Here is a 22,238-nt window from a genome sequence, read left to right as displayed (position 1 = left end):
GCGATCTCGCGGGCGGCGCGGGACGGCACGCGGGCACACCGCGCAAAGCGGCTACAGGTGCAGTCCAACGTGGTTCACGATGAAGCGCTTGCCCTCGGGGTCGAGGGCGAAATAGATCCGTCCGACCTCGTTGGGTGAGACCGCGTCCCGGATCTTGATGTGCGACAGTCCGTCCCGGGGCTTCTGGTCGAACGTGAAGTAGCGCTTGTCCTTGTCCTTGCTGAGCTTCTCGTCACTGGGCGCGTACTTCAGTCCGTGGTTGTCGTAGAACCACTGGGCCAGCCTGGGCATCTTGCCGGGCTGGCTGTAGAGGTCTATCGCGGCCTGTGCGAGAGCGACCAACCGGTCGGTCATCTCCTGGCGGTGCGGGTACCGGGAGTCCTTCCAGGCGCGCGCCGCTCTCGCCGTGAACACGATCCGCTGCTCCGACGCCTCGGTGAGGGCTTGGAACGTGGGCAGGGCGTCCGTCGACTCCAAAACCGGGATCTGGCTCCAGACGTCGAGCGTCGCCGTCTGCCCGGTCCCGCCCTTCGACAGGTCCAGGTACTGCTTCTTCCAGTAGTCCCGGTCCTGGCGCAGCACTTCCGCGTCGGCGGCCTCGGACTTCGCCTTGTCACGCTCCTCTATGCAGCTTTGTGCCATGTCCTCCCAGGACTTGGCCTCCTTTTCGAGCTGCCGCACCCGGTCGTTCAGCGCTCTGAGCTCACCGGCCTTATCTCCGGCGGCCTGCGCGCGAGACAACTGCTCCGCTGCCCTGCGCGCCCCTGCCCGGTGCGAGGCCTGCCGCGCCCGCTCCCACGCGCTGTCGCTGCCCCGGGCAATGACGGATAGGTGGCCGAGCGACGGCATCAGCTGGGTCTCCACGAAGGACGGCCGACACACCTCCTCACGCGAGTAGGCAGGATGCTCCAGGCCCAGATCGGGCCAGACCAGCCGGGCACCACCGCTGGGGACGGCCACCTGCTCGTAGACCCGGCGAACCGCTTGCACTGTCAGGTAGTTCAGGGTCACCACTTGGGCGAGCCCGGCGAGTTGACCCGAGGCATCGACGGCCATGTTCCATGCGGCCTGGTCCCTGGGCTGCACCAGGAGGATGGGCAAGCGCGTACTCAGCGCGAGGGAGTCGAGGAGCACAGCCGCGCTTCCCTCGTCCCGGATTCTCTCGTACCGCCCGGTGGCGACCTGGTTCAGCACCCGTACTTCGAGTTCCCGGTCCTTCAGCACTTCCCGCAGCAGATTGGGGCGCCTGAGCCGCGGATCCCGCACTGGGGCGATCCAGCCGTCGGGGATCTCCCTGCCCATGACGACCCTGAGCCCGCCACCACTCTCCTCCGACCGGGAGAGTGTGACCCGTGTGACGAACTGGGCGGGGCCGTTGAACAGTGGCTGGCGGATGGTCACGCGCAGGGCGCGGGTGCGCCCGTCTCCCGCGACCATCCAGCTCACCTTGCGGTCACCGTGGCCGGGAATCTTCCCCGGGAGCACCGCCCGACCATCCTGGTCGAAGTCGGTCTCGGACGGCGCCGGTACACGTCCATGGTTGCCGAGCCAGTCGGCGAGATGACGGCGGAGACGCTCGTAGACATGGTCCGGTCCGTCCTGGGCGGACTGAACGTCGAAACTGACGGCATACAGTGCCTGCACGGTGGCCCCTCTCCCCGGATGCCCTGTGCAGCGGACCGGGTCCCCCACCGAACGCGGTCAGGGCACCGCTCCGAAAGCCACCGTAGTACCGCCTCGCCGAAGTCCCCAAAGGTCCGGGCACACTCAGGTCTGGGCTGTTCGAGCAGATGTCAATTCCGAGGAACTGTCGCGCACTCGGCCCAGACCGTCTTTCCGGGGCCGAGGCGGTCACGTACGCCCCAGTCGGCGGCGAGCGCGTCGACGAGGAGCAGGCCTCGGCCGCCGTTCTCGTCCGTACCGGGGGTCCGCCGCGCCGGCTGGGCGGGGTGGGTGTCGGTCACCTCGATCCGGACGACGCCACGGCCCTCGTCGTGGGACAGGGACAGGGCGAAGTCCCGTCCCGGGACGCGGCCGCAGCGTTCGCGGCGAGTTCGGCGACGACGAGGATGACGGTGTCGTGCGCCTCGGTGCCGTGCGGGTGGCCCCACTCGGTGAGCTGGTGCGCGGCGAGCAGCCGGGCGAGGCGGGCGCCGCGGCGGGTGGCGGAAAAGCGCTGGGTGAACGCGCGAGCCGGGGTGGGGCTCTGGGTACGGGGGACTGACATGGCCGTCACCCTGCCGGGAGGTGACGGTCCGTCGGCAGGTCCGGCGCCGATACAGATCGCGTTGTACTGGTCAACTCGCTGGACTGGGTCGGTCGCCGTACGTGACGATACGTGTGCCGAGCGTGGCGCAGCGCGTACGGCGGACGGTACGGCGAGCGTCCGGGCCCGGCACGGGCACGGCCCGGCGGCACAGGGGAAGGCGGCTGCGATGGCGACGGGCAACGGCGGCGGGGTGGGCGGGAACGCCGGGCAGGGCGGGAACGGGAACGGGGGTGGTACCTGCGAGCCGGAACTCTCCGACAGTCTGCGGACGTTCGGCGCGGTACTCAAGGCCCTGCGGGAGGAGGCCCGCCTGACGCAGGAGCAGTTCGCACCGTTGGTGCGGTACTCGGTCGCGTATGTCGCCAAGATCGAACAGGGGAAGCGGTTCCCGCCGCGGGACCTGCTGGAGCGGTCGGAGGAGGTTCTGGGGGCGGTCGCGGGGCGGGTGCTGAGGGCGGCGGCGAAGAGTCTTACTCGGAAGGCGGGGCTGGCGTCGTGGTTCTTGCAGTGGGCCACGATCGAAGAAGAAGCCCTTTCCCTGTACGCCTACGAAAGCCGCGTTGTCCCAGGCCTGTTGCAACCCGAGCCCTACATTCGGGCTCTCTTCGACCGGTACCTCCCTCCTCTCACCGAGGAACAGGCCGAACGGCAAGTGGTGGCACGTCTGGCCAGACAGCAACTTCTCGTCGATCGTCCCAACACGACGTTCAGCTTCGTCATCGAACAGGCGCTGCTGGAGCGCCGTATGGCAGGGGCCGCCGTAACGAAGTCCCTCCTCGACCACCTCGTCACAGTCGGCCGACACCGCAACGTAGAGCTTCAAGTCATGCCCCTGCTCCAAGAGGAACACTCAGGCTTCGAGGGCGAGATGTACCTCGCCGAGAGGGCTGATCACAGCTGGGTCGGTTACGTTGAGGGCCACGGCACCAGCATGCTCATCAGCGACCCGAAATCGGTAAGTCACATGCTTCAGCGCTATGGCAAGATGCGCTCGCAGGCTCTGAGCCATCAAGCCACGGTGAGCCTGCTGGAGCAGATGCGAGGAGCGCTATGAGCACCAGCGAACTGGCCTGGTTCAAGAGCAGCTACAGCGGTGGTGGCGGTGACAACTGTATCGAGGTTGCACTGCGCCCCGGCGTCGTTCTTGTCCGGGACTCGAAGGACACCGGGAGGCAGTCCCTGGCCGTCTCTCGCGATGCCTGGTCGGCGTTCACGACACTGGCAGCCGACTCGCGCGTCTGAGTTTCCGGTGGGGCAGCTCCACTGCTGCCCCACCAACCTCTACGACTACTCGACGTCCAATGCAGGCCGCTTCGCCGCCGCCTTGCGGCCACGCGTCTTCCGCACCGGACGCCACGCCTTCAGATCCTCCACACCGGCCTGGTGCTTGCGGAGCTGGTTCTCGTACTCGGCCTCCAGCTCGTCCGCCGGTACGTCGCCCCACTCGTCGTCGTACTCGCCGTGCCACTGCTTGACCCACGGCATGACCTCGTGGAGGCCGGCGAGCAGCGGAATGATCCGCTCGGCACTCCAGCCGTCCCGTGTCGTACGGGCGGCCAGCAGCTCGAAGAGGGCCTGCGCCTGGTCCTTGTGGTCCCAGCCGGCCCACCCGAGCATCAGCGTCGAGTCGCTGTCGGGCCCTGCCCCGGGATAGGAGACGAACCGCTCCTTGGGCACGTCGAGCTTGCCGCGGTTCGACCAGTAGGAGGCTCGGGCGAAGTCGGCGGACGTGTACTTGGGCGGGACGGGGATGTCGAGCCGCTGACCGGTACGGTCCTCCTCGCGCTGCTGCCGCCAGACCTCTTCCCACTGCGCGCGCTTGCGCAGGCCGGGGTCCTTGTAGCGCATGGCGGCAAGGTAGGGCACATGCTCGTCGGCGATCACCTCGGTCAGTATCTGCGCGAGAGGCAGATCAGGCTTACCGAGATGGTCAGACGCGTAGAGCGCGGCGACGGAGACGAAGTCCTCATCCGTACCAAGTTGATCGGCAAGGTAGTTGACGGTCATCGGACGAGGGCGCTTGAGTCCTTCCCGGACCTCGTACCACAGCTCGGGCTTCTCGCAGCGGTCCAACAACCAGTTCCGCAGCGCGGCCCGTTCCTTCTTCTCCCACGGTTCCGTGGCCCAGCGCCGCTTGCATTCGGGGCGCTCAATGAGGGCGATGTCCTTGCGGGAGTTGATGATGTCGATGCGCGCCTGAACGATGTCGCGGTACCAGTCGGGCCAGTGGGCAGGGATCTCGGTGGTGGGGATAGAACCATGCCGTCGGAACCACTGCTCGACGGCCTCATCCTGCTCAGCGTTGGAGGCGATGACGAACTCGAAAGCACGTTGCCCCAACTCGATCTCGGGACAGTCTGCCAGCCGTTCCGAAGGAACCGTGGTCCTCGCCACGTCTGCCGGACTGAGCAGTCCGTAGAGACCGTAGACCTGCCAGTCCAGCTCCTCCTGTAGAGCAATCATTCCGCAACGAGTGCGCTCAAAGCTGGCACGGGCTTCGCTAAGCACACCTCTCCGCGGCACTTGCTCCGCAGCCATGATGTCTGGCTCACAAAGCGCGATCTCACTCGCCGCCGAGTCCAGCATGCGGCCGAGCGTAAGTGGAAGTCGCTCGGGAAGGGGGAACTCCTGAAGCTTGGTACCGGTGAACTCGTAGAAACTTTCCCAGGCATACCGCCCCGTGGACCGCTCTCCCCCTCGATTTCCCTTGTCCTGACTGACCTGCTTCAGCCAGAAACAAGCAGTCGAAGAGTTCAGCACCCCCAACAGCTCCAGGTGTTGATTCTCGTCAGCCCCTTTCGGGAGCTTAATAACCGGCGCAGATCGGTTGAATACCTTCCCACCTCGATCGAGTACAAAGTGGTTATGCGTAGCAACGAAAGCAAAGGAAATCGACAATGGCGTTGAATAGGCCGACGCCGTGTGCTGCATGTAATCCCACCATTGAAGCCCGGCATCTTCCATATCCCCCTGAAAAGTCCTTCGAGAACGAAGAGGAGTACGCCATGGCCACAGTTCCTCCCGAAGACCGCCTTCCACTGCAGCCGTTGAAGGAACCAGGATTCTCAGATCGGGACTAGACCCCCAGTCACGAACAACCTCTCCCGTAAGGAGCGGTTTGAGTCCTCTATCGACGCGCGACACGTAGGTTCGACGCATCGGCCGAAGGTAAGCCTCATCAGCGCCGACTCGGATCGCTCGACCGATCGGCTTCGAAATTTTACTAACCATTGGAATTGCGATCGACTCGATACGTGCAAGCAAAGCACCCGAACCGCCGCCGCTTACAGACCAGGGGTGCTGCAAAAAGTGATCGGCCACCATATCCTCAGCAGACACCCAGTCCGACTCACTACCCGGAATGCCCACCTGTCGCACGATTGCTTGCCAGACTTCCCCTCGGGAAGCCTCTTCCGGCTGCTCAGATTCACCACGAACACCCAGGACAGCCCGCACAGTTTTATCCAAGTTAGGAATCCTGTTGCGGCCTACAAGGATCACGGTCGGAGTCCCATGCCCTGGGATGTACGCTCCGGAGGTGTCAATCACGTGAGAAACTTCCACCCGATTACGGAAAACAACCTCAACCAGCTTCTTACCGAACTCCCTCTTCATGAAGGAATTCGCAGTGATCTGCCCCACGAAGCCACCACCACCACGACGACCACCCACACCCTTCACCGCCAACTCGAACAACCGCTGAGCAAACGGCACAGACAGCGCATACGTCCCCGCACAAGCATCGTATGCAGCCCGGTAATTCTCGTTCTCCTGCTTGTCCTTGACCGTGATATATGGCGGATTTCCCACCACCACGTGATAAGATCCCCGCCCCAGCAGATCAACCCGCTTCGCGTACTCCCACACATCCTCCGTCGAGTACGCGAACGTTTCCCCCTCCTCCCGCCCGATCTGCACCTCGGCGAACAGCGTGTCCAGGTCCGTCTGGATACCCGCCGCATCCCGCCCGTGCAGCAGCGAGTCCCCCACCGCCACGTTGATCGGGAACGGCGGCGCGTCATTCAACCGCTCCGCCCCCGCCGCCCGCATGGCGGCCACCAGCAGACGGAACCGCGCGATGCTCACCGCGTACGGGTTCTTGTCGCAGCCGTGCACCGATTCCAGTGAGCGGCGCACCAGCGTCCAGACATCCGTCCCGGGCTCGGCGGCACGCCACTTGTCCATCAGACGGTGGAAGATGCCCAGCAGGAAGTGCCCGGATCCGCAGGCCGGGTCGATGGTGCGCAGGCCGCGCCGTTCCTCACCATCAGGCCCCTCCCATACCGGGCTCAGCCCGAACGCGTCCGTGGAGACGGCCGGTTCCAGCGTGAGGTCGAGGATGAACTCCTCGACGAACTCCGGGGTCTGGAGCAGCGCGTACGTCTTGCGGGCGTGCTCGCTGAGGTCCTGGTACAGGTCACCGAGGAAGCGGGTGTCCCACTCGGGGTCGGTGAAGTCGTAGCGGATGTCGCCTTCGGCACCCCACCTCCGCCAAAAGGACAGCAGCTCGGTCGCCGCCTCGTAGCTGGGCTCGATGTCCCACAGCGGGTTGTGGGCCTTGTCGAAGAGGCCGGCCGCCGTGTCGTTCGCCTCGCGGACGGCGTCGAACGCGGCGAACAGCCAGTCGCGGTTGTTCTTGGTCGGGTGCTCGCGGAAGTACGCCTCGTGCCGGGCCTCCGCCTCCGCCAGCCGCTCCCCCGGGCCGGCGATGAAAGGCTCGTCAATGAGGCCGTTGTCCTCGCAGAAGCGGACGAAGACGCAGGCCAGCACCCAGGCCGCCGCGGACTGGGTGACCCGCTCGTCGCGCCAGGCGCCGTACGTCGCCGCCGTACGGCGGGCCTCCCGGGCGTGCCGGTACTCGGCCTCCAGACGATCGCGGATCTCGTCCACGGACTCCGTGCGCGCCCGCAGGTCGTCCTCCAGGGCCGCGACCTGCCGCTTGAGGTCCTTGAGCAGGGCCGCCGGGTCCACACCAGCCTTGACGTCCGTCACGTTCCGCTTCCTTCTCGATGCACCGCGCGCGCTATGGTCCCCCATGGTCCCTCGCGCCAGAGTCTCAATCCTGCCAGGTGAGGGGCGGCGGACGGAGGCCACCCATCATGCCGAAACCACTCCATTTCCCGCGATCACGCCGTTAAAGTGATCGTCGTGACGGCTCCTACCACTCCGGGTGTGCCGCCGCCGGCGTTCAGGGCGGCGAGCAGACACCACTACGACACCGCCCAGCTGGCCGCCGGAAACCGGTTACGGATATCCGCCGACCACCTCGCGGGACTGGCCGCCGAATGTGCGATCAAGGCCATTCTGCTCGACTGCCTCGGCTCCGCCCTGACCGGCAAGGGACGGCCCTTCCACCCGGAACTCAAGGAAGAGGCCAAGGAGCGGATGAGGCGCGAGGGACTCAAGGACCTCCCGCAGCATGACTTCATGCACGGCCACCTGCCCTCACTGTGGGGTCAGTTGTGTGCCGTCGCCGGACGGAGACGGGGCCGCGAAGTGGGCCCTCTGTTCACCCAGCTCATCGCCTCCAACCCGTTCCTCGGCTGGGCGGTCGAGGGACGCTACTGCGACGAGACGTCGATCACCGAGGCCGACCTCGCCCGTCATCTGCAAGCCGCATACGACCTCATCGCCGCTCACGAGCAGGCCCGCACGCTAGGAACCGGCACCCTCGCATGATCGCTGAACCCACTCGCTTCGACGAGGCATGGCAGACCGCACTCGACCACGCGGGTCGAGCGGCCAAGGGCGGCCGGGACGTCGTGCTGGCCCGCGACCTGTTGGGCCGGGTCTCCCTCCTCATCGACGATCGCGCCGACCGCCTTCCGGCAGACGCGGCCGAACTGGCCTCGTTGAGGGACGACTTCGCGGCGGCGACCCGTCCCTTCACCGGACTCGACCCGGTGCAGACCGCCAGTGCCCTCTTCGCCCCGGAACTGTTCTTCGACGTGCAAGAGCTGACCGAGGTCGCACCCCGAGCGAAGGGCATCGGCAGGGTCGCCGTCCTCGAACGCACCGTCGTCGGCACGGACTGGCTGCAGGACAGCGAATCGAGCACCGATGCCGACGACCAGGCTGCCGAGCCCCCGCAGGAGCGTCGCGTCGCGCTGTACGGCTTCAAGGGCGGCGTCGGCCGGTCCACCGCCACCACCGTGCTGGCCCGGCATCTGGCGGACCGGGGCCGCTGCGTCCTCGTCGTCGACCTCGACCTGGAGTCGCCCGGCGTCTCCCACCTGCTCGCCGATCCGGCGGGCATGCCCCGGCACGGCATCGTCGATCACCTCGTGGAGTCGGCCGTCGGCAACGCCGAGGGTCTGGAACTCGTCACCCGCACCTCGGTCCTCCCCTACAGCGGCAACGGCGAAGTGTGGCTGGCTCCCGCCGGAGGGCAGCCCCTGGAGAACCAGCCGTACGACTACCTCGCCAAACTGAACCGCATCTACAGCGACCTTCCCGCCCCCGGTCCTGGCGGCGCCCCACGCCCGTTCGCCGTACGGCTGGAAGACGCCATCGCCGCCTGCGAGGACCAGGTCGCCGAACTGTCGCGCCGGCCCGACGTCGTGCTACTCGACAGCCGCGCAGGCGTCCACGACATCGCAGCGGTCGTCCTGACCCGGCTCAGCGGGCTCGCCTTGCTCTTCGCCGTGGACAATCCCTCCACGTGGGAGGGCTACCGGATGCTGCTGTCCGAGTGGCAGCGGCGCCCAAAACACGCGCGTGAACTGCGCGAACGGATCAGGATCGTGGCCGCGATGTTCCACTCCGCCGGGGACATAGGGCGGTTGAGCACACTGCGCAAGCATGCGTACGAGATGTTCACGGAGACGCTGTACAACCTGCCGGACGACGGGGACGACGCAGAGCCCTTCCTCGCCCCCGACTGGGAGGAGGACGACAGGCCGTACGCCCCGATCCCCATTCTGTTCGGCAACGACCTGGTGGGGCTCGACCCGCTGCGCAGCCGCGCATGGCCGGAACTGCCCTTCGTGGAAGCCGCGTACCGCACGTTCGTGGCCTCCGTAGAGCGTCTGCTGCCGCCCCCGCACCAGGAGGAGACGGCGTGAGCGAGCCGACCGTGCACGACTACCGGACGCTGCTGACCCAGGCGCTCGGGGCACCGACCGACGCCGACACCGAGGCGCCGGACTTCCACACCCTGTTCACGCCCTCGTCGCACCGCCTCGCCCTGGACCCGGACGCCACCGTCGTGCGGGGCTTCCGCGGCACCGGCAAGACCTACTGGGCCAAGGCACTCACCGACTCGGAACTGCGCGGGATCGCCGCCGACGCGTACATGATGCCGCGGCTGCGCCGCACCGAGGTGCGGACGGGCTTCGGGACGGACCGGAGCAACGAACCAGCGTTCCCCGACAAGCGCACCATCCGCGGTCTCGTCGACGCGGGCGTGCGTCCCGACGAACTGTGGCCCGCCGTCGTACTGAACGTCCTCGACTCTCCCGAGGTGCGGCAGCTCCCCAACTGGACCGAGCGCGTCCGCTGGACCCGGGAGAACTTCGAGGCCTACGGCCACGCCCTGCAACGGGCCGACGCGGACTCACGCCGGAAGAAGGAGACCCTGGTCCTGCTCTTCGACGGGCTGGAGCACCTGCACCCGGACCGCCGACAGGCCGACCTCCTGCTGTCCGGCCTCTTCCAGACGGCGCTGGAGCTGCGGCTCACCACCGGGACCCTGCGCGCCAAGATCTTCGTCCGGCCCGACATGTACGCGAGCGCGCCCAAGGAGTTCGCGGACGCCTCCAAGCTCGGCGCCAACGCGACCGACCTCTTCTGGAGCCGGGAGAACCTCTACGGGCTGCTCTTCCACAAGCTGGGCAACCACGACGGGCCGGAAGCGAAGAAGTTCCGCGAGGCGACCGGAGACTGGCGCGCGGAGGGCGACGGGCGGTATCTGCCTCCCGTGGCCCTCCTCGCCGACCAGGAACGGCAGGAGGAGGTCTTCACCACCCTGGCGGGACCCTTCATGGGCAAGGACCGCCGCAAGGGCCACACCTACACCTGGGTACCGAACCACCTGCAGGACGGAAAGGGACAGGCGAGCCCGCGCACCTGGCTCTCCACGCTGGGCAAGGCCGCACGCATCACCAGCGAGCGGTATGCCAGTCATCCCGTGCCTCTGCACTACGACGCCATCTTCGAGAGTCTCAGCACCGCCTCGTCAGTCCGCGTGGCCGAGCTCAAGGACGATCTCGGGTGGGCCGCACTCGCCCTCGAACAACTCGAGGGCACGCAGGTCCCGATGGAGGCGTCCCAAATGCAGCACGCGTGGCACAGGGGATCGCTCGTTGCAAAGGTGCGGGCGCTGCTGGAAAGCGAGAAGGGCGGCAGTGCTCCTCGCGCCCTCGACGATCCCGCGTCACTCGTGCAGGAACTGCACGACCTCGGCGTGGTGACCAAGCGCGGCACGGACACCGTCGACCTGCCGGACATCTACCGCCTCGCCTTCGACATCAGCCGCCGGGGCGGGGTTCCACGGATGCCCGTCTGAGCGGGGCCACAACTGCTTCCGGGGACGCCCACCGCTCAGCGTGCCTGTCGGCGCTGCGCGTTCCGTGCCGCCTGCGGCGCCTCCTCCCCACTCAGCGTGGCAAGCACGAGGTTGCGTTGCCCACGGAAGCTGCGGATGACCTGCTGGCGGACGAGGTCGGTGCTCGTGCCGGTGGTGCCGATCTGGCCCGTCTCCACCAGACGTGTGAACAGCGTGTTGTCCAGGTAGGACGGGACGTTCTTGTAGCCGAACCGGACAGCGCCGCCCCGCCCGTCCTTCAGCCGGGCGTCGTCGCGCAGCGATTCGAACTGCCGACGGGAGAAGTACATGCCGTGGATCATCTCCGTCGTGTGCGGCAGCACGGAACGCGGGTGACAGAGCTTGATCCAGCTCGGACTGGGATCCAACCGCTGCTCGTCGGCCGGACCGGCATGCCTCTCCGCGTACCGGTCCAGGCTCCTCATCCGCAGCAGTTCCTTGGCGAGGTTCTTCCGGTCGCGGCTCGGGTAGTAGAAGCCGCCCCGCTCGGCGTCGAGCTTCTTGTACTGCACGAGGACAAGACTGTGGCGCGTGACGTTGTAGAAGATGATGTCGCAGCCGAGGGCCTGCTCCGCCTGGGTACGGTTGGCGTTCGCGACCAGCAGCGTGCGGCCGTGTTCACGGAACCTACGCCAGGCCACGTGGTCGGTCTCCTCGCTGAGCCACCCGTGCATCGCGCGGGTGTCGTGCATGACGAGGTGGTCCTCAAGAGCCTGCTGATTACTCATCATGTCGGGCCGGGCGGAAGAGTCCTGCGAACGATGCTCAGATGAATCGAACAGTTCGTCAGGGTGGCTGGCTGCACCGACCATGTCGAGGAACAGCGGGGGCACCGTGTCGTCGTACAGCTCCTCCGCTGGCGGGTCCCACTCCGCCAGCTGTGGGGCCTGCATCCCGGCCATGCGTGTGACGCCCAGTGTCGCGTCACGCTGCAGTGCCACTTCCTGTGCCGCCCTCGAGTCGCCGAAATCCCAGGAGTCGATGGCTCCCTCGATCAACTGGACCGCTTCCGTCAGCTCTGGCCGGAGGCGCAGGAGCCGGGCGCGTATCGCCTCGCCCGTCCCCTTGCTCTGGTGGCCCTCCTCAACCAGATGGCGCTGCTGGGCTGCGGTCAGTCCGTCGAGCAGCTCGGCGAGCCGGAGGGGCCTGCGCAGTCGGCGCACATGAGTGACGCGCAGCTGCTGGTCCTGGTCCTTGGCCCCACGTCGGCGGACGGACTTCCCCACGCGGGTGACCTCGAAGCGCCCGTCAGTGTCCATGGACGCGATCAGGAGCAGATGACGGCCCTTGGACCACAGATTACGCCCGCGCGTGAACGACCACTCCCAGTCGTGCCGACGGGATTGATGCAGCTTTTCGAGGAACTCCAGGTACTCGTCTTCATCTTCACGGCACTTGATGATCGCCACCATGGCCGTATTCTTGCCGGTCCCTCTGACAGGCGGGTCTCTTCTCGCCATCTACGCCGACTGCTTGAGAAACCCCCCGGCCAGGTAGGCCACCTCGCCGTCGTTGCGCAGTGCCTCGACCGTCTGCCCGTCCAGGTGCGGGTCCTGAGTGCGGGACTCCATCGGGCACAGCAGCCACAGGCCGTGCGGCCCCTCCGACGGCCGGCGGGCGGCTGCCTGGAGGGTGACCAGGAACGTGCGCCCGCCCTCGTCCCAGTACCGGGCGATCAGACCCGCGTCGTGGAGGAAGAGCACCGTGCGCGGCTCGTTGGAGCGGGCAGCGAGGTCGTCGGCGACCCGCTGCCACACGACGCGGACGAACGTGGCGAGGCCCGGCTTCACACGGCCCGGCGCAGAGGCCGCGTCGGCGCGCAGGACCGTCCGCCAGTCCTGGCCCTTCTCCTCGACGAGCCGCCTGAACTCCCGCAGGAACAGCGCCCCGAGGTCGATGGGAACCACCGGGAAGCGCGCGGCGATCGTCTCGGCCGTGCCCTGCAGACGGGCGGCCTTGACCGTCAGGGCGAGGAAGCCTCCGCGGCGGACGCTCTCGGTGAGCTGCTCGCGCAGCTCACCGTGCGGCTCTTCGGACTTGCGGCGCGCCACAGACCGGACCGGAGGCAGCATGCTGGTGACCGAACCCGTGGAGGACCAAGGGCCGGTCGACCGCGGCAACGGAGGGAGGAAACGCCCGGCCTCGTCGTCGTGGCGCAGGTCGAAGCGAGCCGCCTGAAGCGCGTCCTCCAGCACCACGGGGGTCGGCTCGCGGCCGTCCGCCACGACGTCCAGGTCGGGGAACCTGGCTCGTACCCGGGCGACGAGTTCGGCCGCGGTGATCCCCCGGTCCGGTCGCACGCCCGCGCCGGCCTGCGAGATGCGCAGCGCGCGTTCCAGGCTCAGGTCACGCCGGTACAACTCGAGGCGGGGGGTGTGGCGCACCACTGACGGCGCCACGGCTGCGGCCAGCTGCACCAGACGGGTGTCGGCGAGCGGCGCGAAGCCCTCCGGGACGGGCACCGCGCGCAGCTCCCGCACCACCTCGGCACGTCCCGGAAGAGGCTCCCGGCCGGCGAGCTTCTCCGCGGTCGCGCCCAGCTCCGCCGCGTAATCGGCCAGTTCGCGGGGGTTCGGGTCGTCGGTGCCAGGCAGGGACTCGGACGCCAGCAGCACCGTGTCGCCGCGCCGGTGCACGGCGAGGCGGGGCTCGTGCCCCTCCTCCTCACGGGTCTCCGCCTCGACGGCAGCCCGGACGACCGCCAGTGACCGGGCCAGTACGCGCTCAGGGGTGTCGTCCTGCGCACCGTGCAGGGCACGCAGTTCCTGCGCGGCCTGCGAGGCGGTCATCACGCGGCCGAAGTTCGCGACGGTCTCGACCAGTTCGGTGCACACCGTCCGCAGCCACTCGGCCTCGGCCCACCGCTTGATCTCGGTCCGGTGGTGGCGGGAGACCGGCGGCTGCTTGATGCCCAGGTGATCGGCTATCCGCGCCTGCACGGGCCAGGCGCCGAGCGGGGACAGACCGCCGTCGTCGGGCGGCAGTCCGAGAGTGAGGCGTACCACGTCGGCGCGGTGCGAGCCCTTCCGGCCGGGCGGCGGAGTCAGCAGGTCGACCATGTCGTCGACCGACAGGATGCCGGTGACCCCGGCCTGCGCTTCCTCGTCCTTGACCGGAGAGACGGCCTTACGCGCGGCCGGTACGGCGGCCTTGCCCCGCAGGGCGGCCACCCACTGGTTGCGGCGGCGGTTCAGCTCCTTGCGCACCAACGGGCCGGCGCCACGAGCCTTGGAGATCACGGACGGCTGGACGTCCAGCAGCTGCCCCACCGTCGTGGCGCCGAGACCTGCGGCGACCGTGACCGCACGCGGCGACAGGCCGGCCAGCTCCAGCTCCGTGTGGGCGTCGGCGGCCAGTGCCGCCCGGTCCCGTGCCTGCTCGGTGTCCTCCGCCTCGGTGCCCACCGTGGAGGGGGTGGTCGGCGGCCGGTCGGTGTCGGCGTCCCGGAAGACCTTCTGCCAGGCGTCCTTCATCTGCCGCAGCGTGTCGAAGCGGTGCTCGATGTCACGGTGCAGAGCGCGCCGGAAGAAAGCGGTCAGACCGGGCTGCAGAGGCCGGTAGAAGAGCTCACCGGCGATGTGCAGCTCGGCGGACTCGTTGGTGAGCGGGTCGATGCGGCCGTCGCCCCACAGCGGCCGCTCGCCACTCGCCATCTCGTGCAGGGTGACGGCGGCGGCGTAGCGTTCGGCGTGGTCGTCGAAGTGGGGGCGGCGCACGGATCCGAGGAACGGGTCGAGATAGCCGCGGGTGCCGGCCTTCACGTCACGGTCCGAGGCGTCCGTCAGCGAGAAGTCGAACAGCTTGAGCTGCCAGGTGAAGTCCTTGCGGCGCTGGATGCCGAGGTTGTCCGGCTTGATGTCGCGGTGCCGGACCCCGTGCGCGGCGAGCTGGTCGAGGGCGAGGAACAAGTCCTCGCCGAAGCGCTCCAGTTCGTCGTAGCTGAGCTGCCCCTTGCCGCGCAGCCGGGCGCCGAGGGACTGCTCACCCGCGTACTCCAGCTGCAGGACCGTACGCGCACCGATCTCGCGCAGGCCGTCCCCGCGCAGCTGGACGACGGCGCCTCCGCCGACCAGTTTCAGGGCGCGTTCCTCCGCGCGCAGCCGGTCGGCCTTCTGCTCGTCGAGGGCCACCTTGAAGACGCGTTCCTCAACGCGGATCGTGCCGTCGTCGTCCTCCACGGCGCGCTCCACGAGCAGAGCGCGGGCCGTGGCCCCCGTGCCGAGGACCCGGCGTACCGACCACTCCTCGTCCAGGGCCTGGCCGGGCAGTGCCTCCAGCGGATCGACGGTCGGCGCCGTCGCGGAGTCGGGTGCGGCACCGGCCCGTTCCGCCTCGTCGAGGAGGTCCAGGAACTCCTCCGCGGAACTGAGCCGGTCGTTGACGTCGGCACGAGTGGCTTTATAGACCACTGCGTCGAGTGCGTCGGAGACACCGTCGGCGACCGCGAACAGGTGCAGCCCCGACTCGGTGCGCAGCCGCTCCTTGAGGACGCTGCGCTGCGGGGCCGGGGGCTTGCCGGTCAGGATCAGGTAGGAGACGGCGCCCAGGCCGAAGACGTCGAGGTCCCCCGGGTCGGGGAAGGGCTGGTCCGTCTCGGGCGCGAGGTAGACGTGGGCGGCGTCCTCGATCAGCGCCGCGTCCAGGGCGGAGCCGCCGATGGACCGGAAGAAGGTGGCGTTGCTGTCGAAGTCGCGGGCCGCGGTCTGCCAGTCGGTGATGCGCAGTTCAGGGTGTGCGCCTTCGCCCCGGAAGGAGACGTAGACGGAGCGGGCCGCCAGCGCGCGGTGGTACAGCGAGCGGCTGTGGGCGTACCGGACGGCCTCGGCGAGCTGGCGTACGAGGTCCAGGCGGATCTCGGGGGTGAGCTTGTCGCCGTAGGTGTCCAGGTACTGGTCCAGGCGCAGGTCGGTGTGACGGTGGCGGAAGAGGATCGCCGGCCCGCCCTCGTGGTCGCGCAGTTCCATGGCGTCGGCGATGCCGCGGTGCGTGATGCCCTGGAGGACCTGGTACTCGCGGCGGGCCGCGCGCTCCGTCTTTTTTCGGTCCGTTTCCGTCGCGCCCTGGCTGACCAGGTAGATGCGCACCCGGCCCTCCTCCTGGGCGAGACCGTCGTCCCGCTTGGCGAGGCGGTCCTCCCACGACGCGCCCGCATCGAGGGGGTGCGGCTCCATCTTCCAGGCGTCGCCGAAACGCAGGTGGCCGGTCGACTGCCGGATGCCGATGGCCTTGAGCAACTGCGGCAGCCGGTGCCGGGAGAACTCCTCCGTGACACGCCGCTCGGGACGCTCGGGGGGCAGGCCGAGGAAGTCCTGCCAGATGCGGTTCAGGCCGCTCGCGCCGTCGTCGCGTCCGTACACGCGGATGCGCTGGACCTCGTCGAGGTGGCTGACGAGGTCGGGGGCCGACAGGAAAACGGCCGGTTCGATGCGCGGAACCATCCGGTCGCTGCGGTAGAGCTTGCGGGCGGCCCACTGGAGCTGGCTGCGCAGTTCCTTGGACTTGAGATCGTTGAAGTGCAGCGGGTTGTTGATGGTGCGGGTGCGGTCCTTGCCGCGGAAGTTCCAGGTCGAACCGGTGTTGTGGAGCTCACCGGGGTGACTTTTGATCTCGACGAGGAAGAGGCCGGCAGGAACGGCGACCAGCAGATCGCACTCGTTGACCCGGCCCGACTGGGCGGTGAAGGAGAAGGTCGCCCAGGCGCGGTACGGCTCGGCTGCGGGCATGAGGCGCCTGACGTGGTCCAGCGCGTCCTGCTCCCAGGAGTAGGGAGAGGGACGCTCCTGGAACCACTGCTGGGCGGGCTTGGCCGGTCCCGGCTTGGGCACGGCCGGACCGGGTGTCCGCCGCGGGTCCCCTCCCGTTGCTGCCACTGCGCCGGCCTCCTCACCGCTTCGTCCCTCAGGATCCGACAAATCCCTGGTGGAGCCTACCGCCATGGACTGACTGCGCGGTTTCCCGTGAGGCCGGCCACGCAGGGGTGACGGCACGCCCAAGACCATCCAAACGCGGGTCCGCTTCCGTCCTCCCCGCAGCGAATGCCGGCGGCCCTGGAGATCCTCATCGAGGAGTGTCCAGAGGGCCTGCCCGCCTGGTGACTAGGACTACGCACCGCTATCACGGCTCAGGCCACTTCACGAGTGCGAGCCGGAGGGGCGCTCCTTCCCCAAGGGCGAGCACTGATAGCGCACCCCCCGGCTGACCATCCTGAAGCGGTCGCGTCCCTGCGCCGAGAATGGGTTCGGCAAGTCGAACACGCGGCGTTCCTCCGGGACGAGGGCCGAGGTGATCAGCAGGATGCGGTAGCGGTTGCTCCGGGCATGGCGGCGGGCAGCATCCACCTCGGTCGGCCCGAGCTCGAACTCCACCCGCTCGGCGGCCGGGTCGCTCAGCGCCTTCACCTCGTACAGCCGGGTGGTGCCGCGCCAGGCGACCTCGAAGTCGTACCCCATGGAGTCGGACGCCTCGTCGTCGCCATTGACGACGGCCGCGTAGCCCGAGACCCATCGCACGTCGGGGTAGTGGCGCTGGAGCCACGCACGCGCGACCACCTCCCCGACGAGGCCGATGGCGGACCGCTGGTCCTCGGTGGTCCGCTTCGTCTTGGCGACGACGATGCGCGGCTTGGAGGAAGAACCGCCCCCACTTCGTGGCCGGGGCACGCCGGCCACGGTGTCCAGGCGCACCCTGCCCGACTGGGCGAGGAAGGCCTCGTCGATGGTCTTCGCGGCGATGTCCGCGATGGTGGAGAGCTGGTCGCTTCCGACCCTGACCTCGGCACCCCCGATGGTGATCGTGCGCGGGGCGACGGTGGTGGAGCCGCCGGGATTCTGGGTCCGTGGCGACGTCTGCGCGAAGTCCATGTCGGTGAGGCCCAGTGCCGCGGGGTCCGTGGCATGCGGCATTCCGTCGGGCCAGCCCACGGCGCGTTCTACCGCGTCGAGCAGTTGTTCCTCGCTCAGCGGCAGCAGGTCGCCCAGCCCGGTCCCGTCGACGTGGCTCCTGCATTCCATCAGCACCGCTCCGTGCCATCCGGCGGGTACCTGGACGCCGTGACGGCGGCACCAGGCGGTCACCAGAGGAGTCAGTACCGGGACCAGTGCGTCGAGTGCGGCCGTGTTGCGAGCCCGGAGCCGGTCGACGGGCTCAAGTTCGGTGGACCGTTCGAGGTCGTCGTCCGCTCCGTGTGCCCGCAGCCATTCCTGTACTCTTTCGCGCATCGCCTCCTCGGGCGGGGTGATGAAGCGGGGAAGCCACTCCGGATCCGGCTGAAGGTCGTGGAGACCGCGGGCTGCGGCGTAGCCGGAGATGTCCTCGCCCTGCTGCCCGGCAGTGGCGTACCGCTCCCGGAGCCGGTCGAGGAGAGTTCCGGAGCAGGCTCGCACGAAGTCGCCGAAGACCTGTTCGTGGCGATCGGGGTAGTAGTCCGGAGAGTATCCGGGACCCAGAGCGGCCAACGCGGCGTTGAACTGCTGGAATTCGATGCCCAGTTCGTCCCTGAGCTCCGCCGGCCTGGTGCAGGAGCGAGCCAGAGCCACCAGTTCCGCCGACGGCAGCGTCAGGTCGGGCGCGAGCCGGTCGATGATGGTAGCGAGTTCGCGCTCGCCGGCCGCACGGCTCAGGAGGTGGGCGGCCTCCTCGTCCCAGGCGTTGGCGGCCAGGCACGCCAGCACCGGGCGAAGCAGTCTCACCGTGTCCTGCACGTCACCGGTGAGGTTGCGCCGGATCTCGACGACCTTCGCTTCGGTCGTGTCCAGTGCCGCGGCGAGGACTCCGTCGTCGACGAGTGTCGGGCTGCCACCGCCGAAGCTCCGCTCCAGTTTGACCAGAACCAGTTCCAGCGCGTCCTGCAGCCACGGCCTGCCCAACAGCTGTGCGACGGCGGGCGTCGCCGCCTGCAACTCGTCCCAGCCCTCCTCACTCCTCCAGACGACCACTGTGGGGTGTTCGTCGTCCGGCAGCGGCAGGGCACGCGTTGACGACGGCGGTTCAGCCGGTGTCCCGGAAACGGTGATCTCCACGTCGTCGGCGTGCACGACGCGGAGGGCTCTGAGTCGTTCGAGTGCGGCACGGACGCCGCGCTCGCTGCGCCGCACAAACGCCCCGGACTTGAGCTCCATGGCGAGTGCGATCACGGTGACCAGCCACTCCCTCCCTCTGATGAACACCGCCGCCTGTCCCGACGGCGTGATGGGGGCGCCGTCGCGATGACGTACCTGCACGTGGGTGGCCGACGTACGCTGCGCCCTCAGCCCGTTCGCCTCCGCCAGGCGGACGACGGCGTCACCTGACTCCGCCGGCGCAACGAGGACGGGATGCCCCGCCGGCTCGATGAGCGCTTCCTTCAGGGGGTCCGTCTCGTCGCAGACGATGACCGGTGCTTCGTCTGACGACGGGATGAAAGTGCCGAGTACATGAATGCGACTGACCACGAGACGGGCTTCCTCACCCTGTGCCCAGGGCCACCGAGCCGTCCGTGCGATGTTCGACCACGCCCGCTCATAGTGCCGTTTGAAGGAGACACTGAGGTACTCGGGCACGTCACCTCTGTCGAGCACAGCCGCCAGCTGCTTCACCGCCGCCCCGGCGTGCTGCGGATCGTCCCACCTGCGGAGACCGAGCCGGAGCATCCGCTCGACGACGCCCCTGTCGCTGAGCAGACGCCGCGTCGACAGGGGCAGCGCGGGTACGAAGGCCGGCAGTTCGCCGTCGGTACTGAACCAAGCCCGACGGGGCTCTACGAAGGACGTACCGTCCGGGTCCTCCACAGGAAGCCAGGCCAGGCTTCGGAGGTAAGAGGCCAGAGGAGTGGGCCAGACGTGCGCGTCCTTGAAAGGGTAGGTGGGCCTGTGCACCGTGACGGTGAGAACGTCCTCGCCCCAGGTACGCAGCCCGTGCATCAGCAATTCGGCGAACTCGCGCCGGGCGGTGGAGCCGAGCCCGGCGACCTCGGTCGCTCCCGCCAGGTGGGCCAGCCCGTCTGTGAACTCGTACGGCGTGTATGGGTGTGCGAACTTGGTCCACCCGCTTCTGACGTCGGCGGACCAGGCATCGGCGAGAGGATCCTCCAGTCCGAGGCGCACGGCGAGGCCCGAGGGACGCAGTTCGTACCCCTGGCATGCGCCGAGACGTTCCCCGACGGCCCCGGGCCTCAGGCCGTCGCACACACCGAGTGCCTCCAGGAACTCGGTGTAGGCCACCCGGTCCCGGATCGGCGCGGGCCACTCCTCGGGGCTCCTGATCCCCTGGTCCCGCTGTGCGGCCAGGGCCGGGATCCGGGCTCCCCCCTCGGCGAGGAACCGCTCCAGCCGCCGCGCCCCCTCAGTGCCCCAGGCGGGCGAGAAGGAGCAGGACGAGGCTCTGCCCCAACGGCCGGGGTTGGCCAGAGGCAGCCGAAAGGGAATGGCTGCGAGCCGTCTGCGCTGCGCCTGGGTGAGCAAGGGGTATTGCCGGAAGGCAAAGGTGAGGGCGTCCCGGCTGAGTGCCTCCGAGGACTGGGCGGAGAGCAGGTCGGCCAGCGCGTCGAAGACGCGGTCCAGTTGGTAGGGGCGCACCAGTTCGTTGCGCTCGAGGAATCCGCGTCCGGCCGTGTCCCAAGTGATCGCCGGGTGGGTGAAGGAGATACGGCGCCGGAGTGCTTTGAGGTCACCCGGGACCCGGGTGACCGGGTCGTCGTCGGCAATGTCGTCGGGGTCGGGGTGGAAGAAGACGGTCGCGTCCTGCCTGCCGGACGCGTCCCGGCTCCCGAGGGCGCTCCTCAGCCGCATGTCCTGGGTGAGGATGATGTGCCGACCTCGCAGCACGCCCTGATCCCGGGCGAACGCGTGGGACAGGTCGCTGTAGAAGTCCGCCCATTCCTGTCCTGCCGGTTCCCCGCCGCCTCGCAGAGACCGGGCCACGGTTTCGGCCCACTCGGCGGCCAGGAGCGCCGGCGGACGGAAGGGCCTGGAGAGGACGGCCCTGCACAGCTTATCCAGACGCGTGTGGCGGACAGGGCCGACCGACGGGGTCAGCAGGTCGGCCCCGGCTTTCGTGAGCGCCTCGGTGGTGAGAACGCGCCAGGAACGCTTGACGTCGGGCCATCCGTAGGAGTCCTGCAGCGAGCCCCACGCCCTCCGGCTGTGCAAGGGGACGATCGGTTCGGCGGCGAGCTTTCCGTCCAAGGCGGCGTCCAGCCGTCCGGGTGTGTCCCAGCACATGAGATCGAGCACGAGATCCGCGGCGCGCAGGTGCGGGGTCTGCGCGCGAATACGCCTGCCCAGTTCGACCGTCAGTACGGCGAGCTGGTCGAGAAGGAAGGCGTTCAGCGTCACCGCCTCGCTGATGTCGAGGCGGGCCAGTTTGGTGAAGAACGGGGCATGGGCGTGGCCGGGGAACGGGGCGCGGACGCCCTCGGCCATCGGCAGGAAGGTGTACATGCGCCCGTGGGTGAGCGGCTCGTCGAGGCGCAGCGCGACCGCCACCCAAGCCTCGGCATCCCAGCTCTCCCAGGCGGCGTCGATCTCGCGCGCGTGGACGCTGCGGCTGATCGCTCCGCTGAGGGCATCGGGATCGAGCGTACGGCGCGCCAGCAAGTAACGGCCCGCCCCGGCGAGGTCGACCTCACGTACCCAGTCGTTCTCGCATGCGGTGATCAGGTCCGAGGAGCGCGCGGTGCGCGAGAGGACGTTCCGGAAGCCGGTGTCGGGGCCGTCGCGTACCTCGACGAGGAGTTCAGTCACTCGGTCGAGGAATAGCAAGAGCGGGGCGTCACCGTTCATCATGTCCCGCGCCTGCGCCACAGCGAGTTCCCAGGCGTGCCGGTCGCGCAGCGGTAGCCGGACGACCGTGGAGTACCCGTCCTCGGCAAGTTCCTCGAGTACGGGATCGGTGGCGTCGGCCGGTACCGGAAGTGCCAGCGGCGAAATGTCCTCGATCACTCGGATCGCGAGTGCGGGGTCGTCCACCAGGGTGCGCACGTCCTCAGGCCTGGCGAAGCGGAAGCAGTAGCCGTTGAACACCGTCGAGCCGGGAGAGGACTTCGAGTAGATCTCCGGCCAGTCCGTCAGTTGCAGCACACTGCGGAATCCGAGCCCTTTGTTGCCGATCCCTTCGCCTGCGGCCTTGCTGGACAGGGCGAGCTCGGTGATGGCACGGAAGTTCTCCTTGGCGAAGACCGAGCCCTCGTTGGCGACGTAGAGGACACCTCCTCCCTCTCCCGAGACCGCTAGAACGGCAATCCTCCCCGGCTCGGCATGGCCGAGTGCGTCGTGCCCGTTCTGAACCAGCTCGAGGATCGTGCGGCCCTCGTACTCCTGGGCGGTGTCCTCACTGACGGACTTAAGGCTTTCGGCAAACCTCCATGTCTCGCCGGCGTCCCTGTAGATCTCGACTCGCCGCCGGGTCAGGGCGACTACAGCCGCCCGGAACCCGTCAGTTTCCACGGCG

10 protein-coding genes and 1 pseudogene are annotated in these 22,238 nt (G+C 68.5%); 5 read left to right on the top strand and 6 right to left on the bottom strand.

What is annotated here, in order from left to right; translation table 11 throughout:
* Positions 1-51 precede the first annotated feature (51 nt).
* Positions 52-1,644, bottom strand: coding sequence for a hypothetical protein (locus BU52_RS07630; protein WP_037930210.1), 1,593 nt, complete (start codon positions 1,642-1,644; stop codon positions 52-54).
* Between the two features lie 149 nt (positions 1,645-1,793).
* Positions 1,794-2,227, bottom strand: a pseudogene (locus BU52_RS07625) (ATP-binding protein).
* 208 nt (positions 2,228-2,435) lie between these two features.
* Between BU52_RS07625 and BU52_RS07620 the strand changes: the two are divergent.
* Together BU52_RS07620 and BU52_RS07615 are read left to right on the top strand one after the other, a co-directional pair.
* Positions 2,436-3,323 carry a helix-turn-helix domain-containing protein gene (locus BU52_RS07620; RefSeq protein ID WP_037930207.1) on the top strand — a complete coding sequence of 296 codons (888 nt, stop codon included), beginning with the start codon at positions 2,436-2,438 and terminating at the stop codon, positions 3,321-3,323.
* Positions 3,320-3,511 (top strand): DUF397 domain-containing protein, encoded by a 192-nt coding sequence (locus BU52_RS07615; protein ID WP_037930204.1) that lies wholly within the window; start codon positions 3,320-3,322, stop codon positions 3,509-3,511. The genes BU52_RS07620 and BU52_RS07615 overlap by 4 nt, the downstream gene beginning before the upstream one ends.
* A 45-nt stretch (positions 3,512-3,556) precedes the next feature.
* Here BU52_RS07615 and pglX read toward each other — a convergent pair whose 3' ends face one another.
* Positions 3,557-7,261 (bottom strand): BREX-2 system adenine-specific DNA-methyltransferase PglX, encoded by a 3,705-nt coding sequence (gene pglX, locus BU52_RS07610; RefSeq protein ID WP_037930201.1) that lies wholly within the window; start codon positions 7,259-7,261, stop codon positions 3,557-3,559.
* 156 nt (positions 7,262-7,417) lie between these two features.
* Between pglX and BU52_RS07605 the strand changes: the two genes are divergently transcribed.
* From BU52_RS07605 to BU52_RS07595, 3 genes are read left to right on the top strand one after another with little or no spacing between them, the layout of a single operon-like run.
* Positions 7,418-7,948, top strand: coding sequence for a hypothetical protein (locus BU52_RS07605; protein ID WP_157847823.1), 531 nt, complete (start codon positions 7,418-7,420; stop codon positions 7,946-7,948).
* Complete coding sequence (locus BU52_RS07600) at positions 7,945-9,333, top strand: KGGVGR-motif variant AAA ATPase (RefSeq protein ID WP_037930195.1); 1,389 nt, start codon at positions 7,945-7,947, stop codon at positions 9,331-9,333. Before BU52_RS07605 ends, BU52_RS07600 begins: the two co-directional genes overlap by 4 nt.
* Positions 9,330-10,775: a hypothetical protein gene (locus tag BU52_RS07595; protein ID WP_037930192.1), complete on the top strand. Its 1,446-nt coding sequence runs from the start codon at positions 9,330-9,332 to the stop codon at positions 10,773-10,775. Before BU52_RS07600 ends, BU52_RS07595 begins: the two co-directional genes overlap by 4 nt.
* 35 nt (positions 10,776-10,810) lie before the next feature.
* Here the strand turns inward: BU52_RS07595 and BU52_RS32715 are convergent, their stop codons facing one another.
* From BU52_RS32715 to BU52_RS07580, 3 genes are all read right to left on the bottom strand, one after another.
* Complete coding sequence (locus BU52_RS32715; protein ID WP_051858009.1) at positions 10,811-12,226, bottom strand: hypothetical protein; 1,416 nt, start codon at positions 12,224-12,226, stop codon at positions 10,811-10,813.
* A 48-nt stretch (positions 12,227-12,274) separates the two neighbouring features.
* Positions 12,275-16,684, bottom strand: a complete 4,410-nt coding sequence (gene pglW, locus BU52_RS07585) for a BREX system serine/threonine kinase PglW (protein WP_235216278.1) — start codon at positions 16,682-16,684, stop codon at positions 12,275-12,277.
* A 261-nt stretch (positions 16,685-16,945) separates the two neighbouring features.
* Entirely contained in the window at positions 16,946-22,234 is a 5,289-nt protein-coding gene (locus tag BU52_RS07580; RefSeq protein ID WP_037930186.1) for a sacsin N-terminal ATP-binding-like domain-containing protein, read from the bottom strand.
* Positions 22,235-22,238 lie beyond the last annotated feature (4 nt).

The organism is Streptomyces toyocaensis, from assembly GCF_000725125.1.
Lineage (GTDB): Bacteria > Actinomycetota > Actinomycetes > Streptomycetales > Streptomycetaceae > Streptomyces > Streptomyces toyocaensis.
Note: the sequence above shows the minus strand (reverse complement) of the source record. Positions and strands in the feature narration are given on the sequence as shown.

Coding starts and splice junctions, on each gene's coding strand:
- BU52_RS07620 (WP_037930207.1), top strand. CDS start 2,436: ATGGCGACGGGCAACGGCGGCGGGGTGGGCGGGAACGCCGGGCAGGGC.
- BU52_RS07615 (WP_037930204.1), top strand. CDS start 3,320: ATGAGCACCAGCGAACTGGCCTGGTTCAAGAGCAGCTACAGCGGTGGT.
- BU52_RS07600 (WP_037930195.1), top strand. CDS start 7,945: ATGATCGCTGAACCCACTCGCTTCGACGAGGCATGGCAGACCGCACTC.
- BU52_RS32715 (WP_051858009.1), bottom strand. CDS start 12,226: ATGGTGGCGATCATCAAGTGCCGTGAAGATGAAGACGAGTACCTGGAG.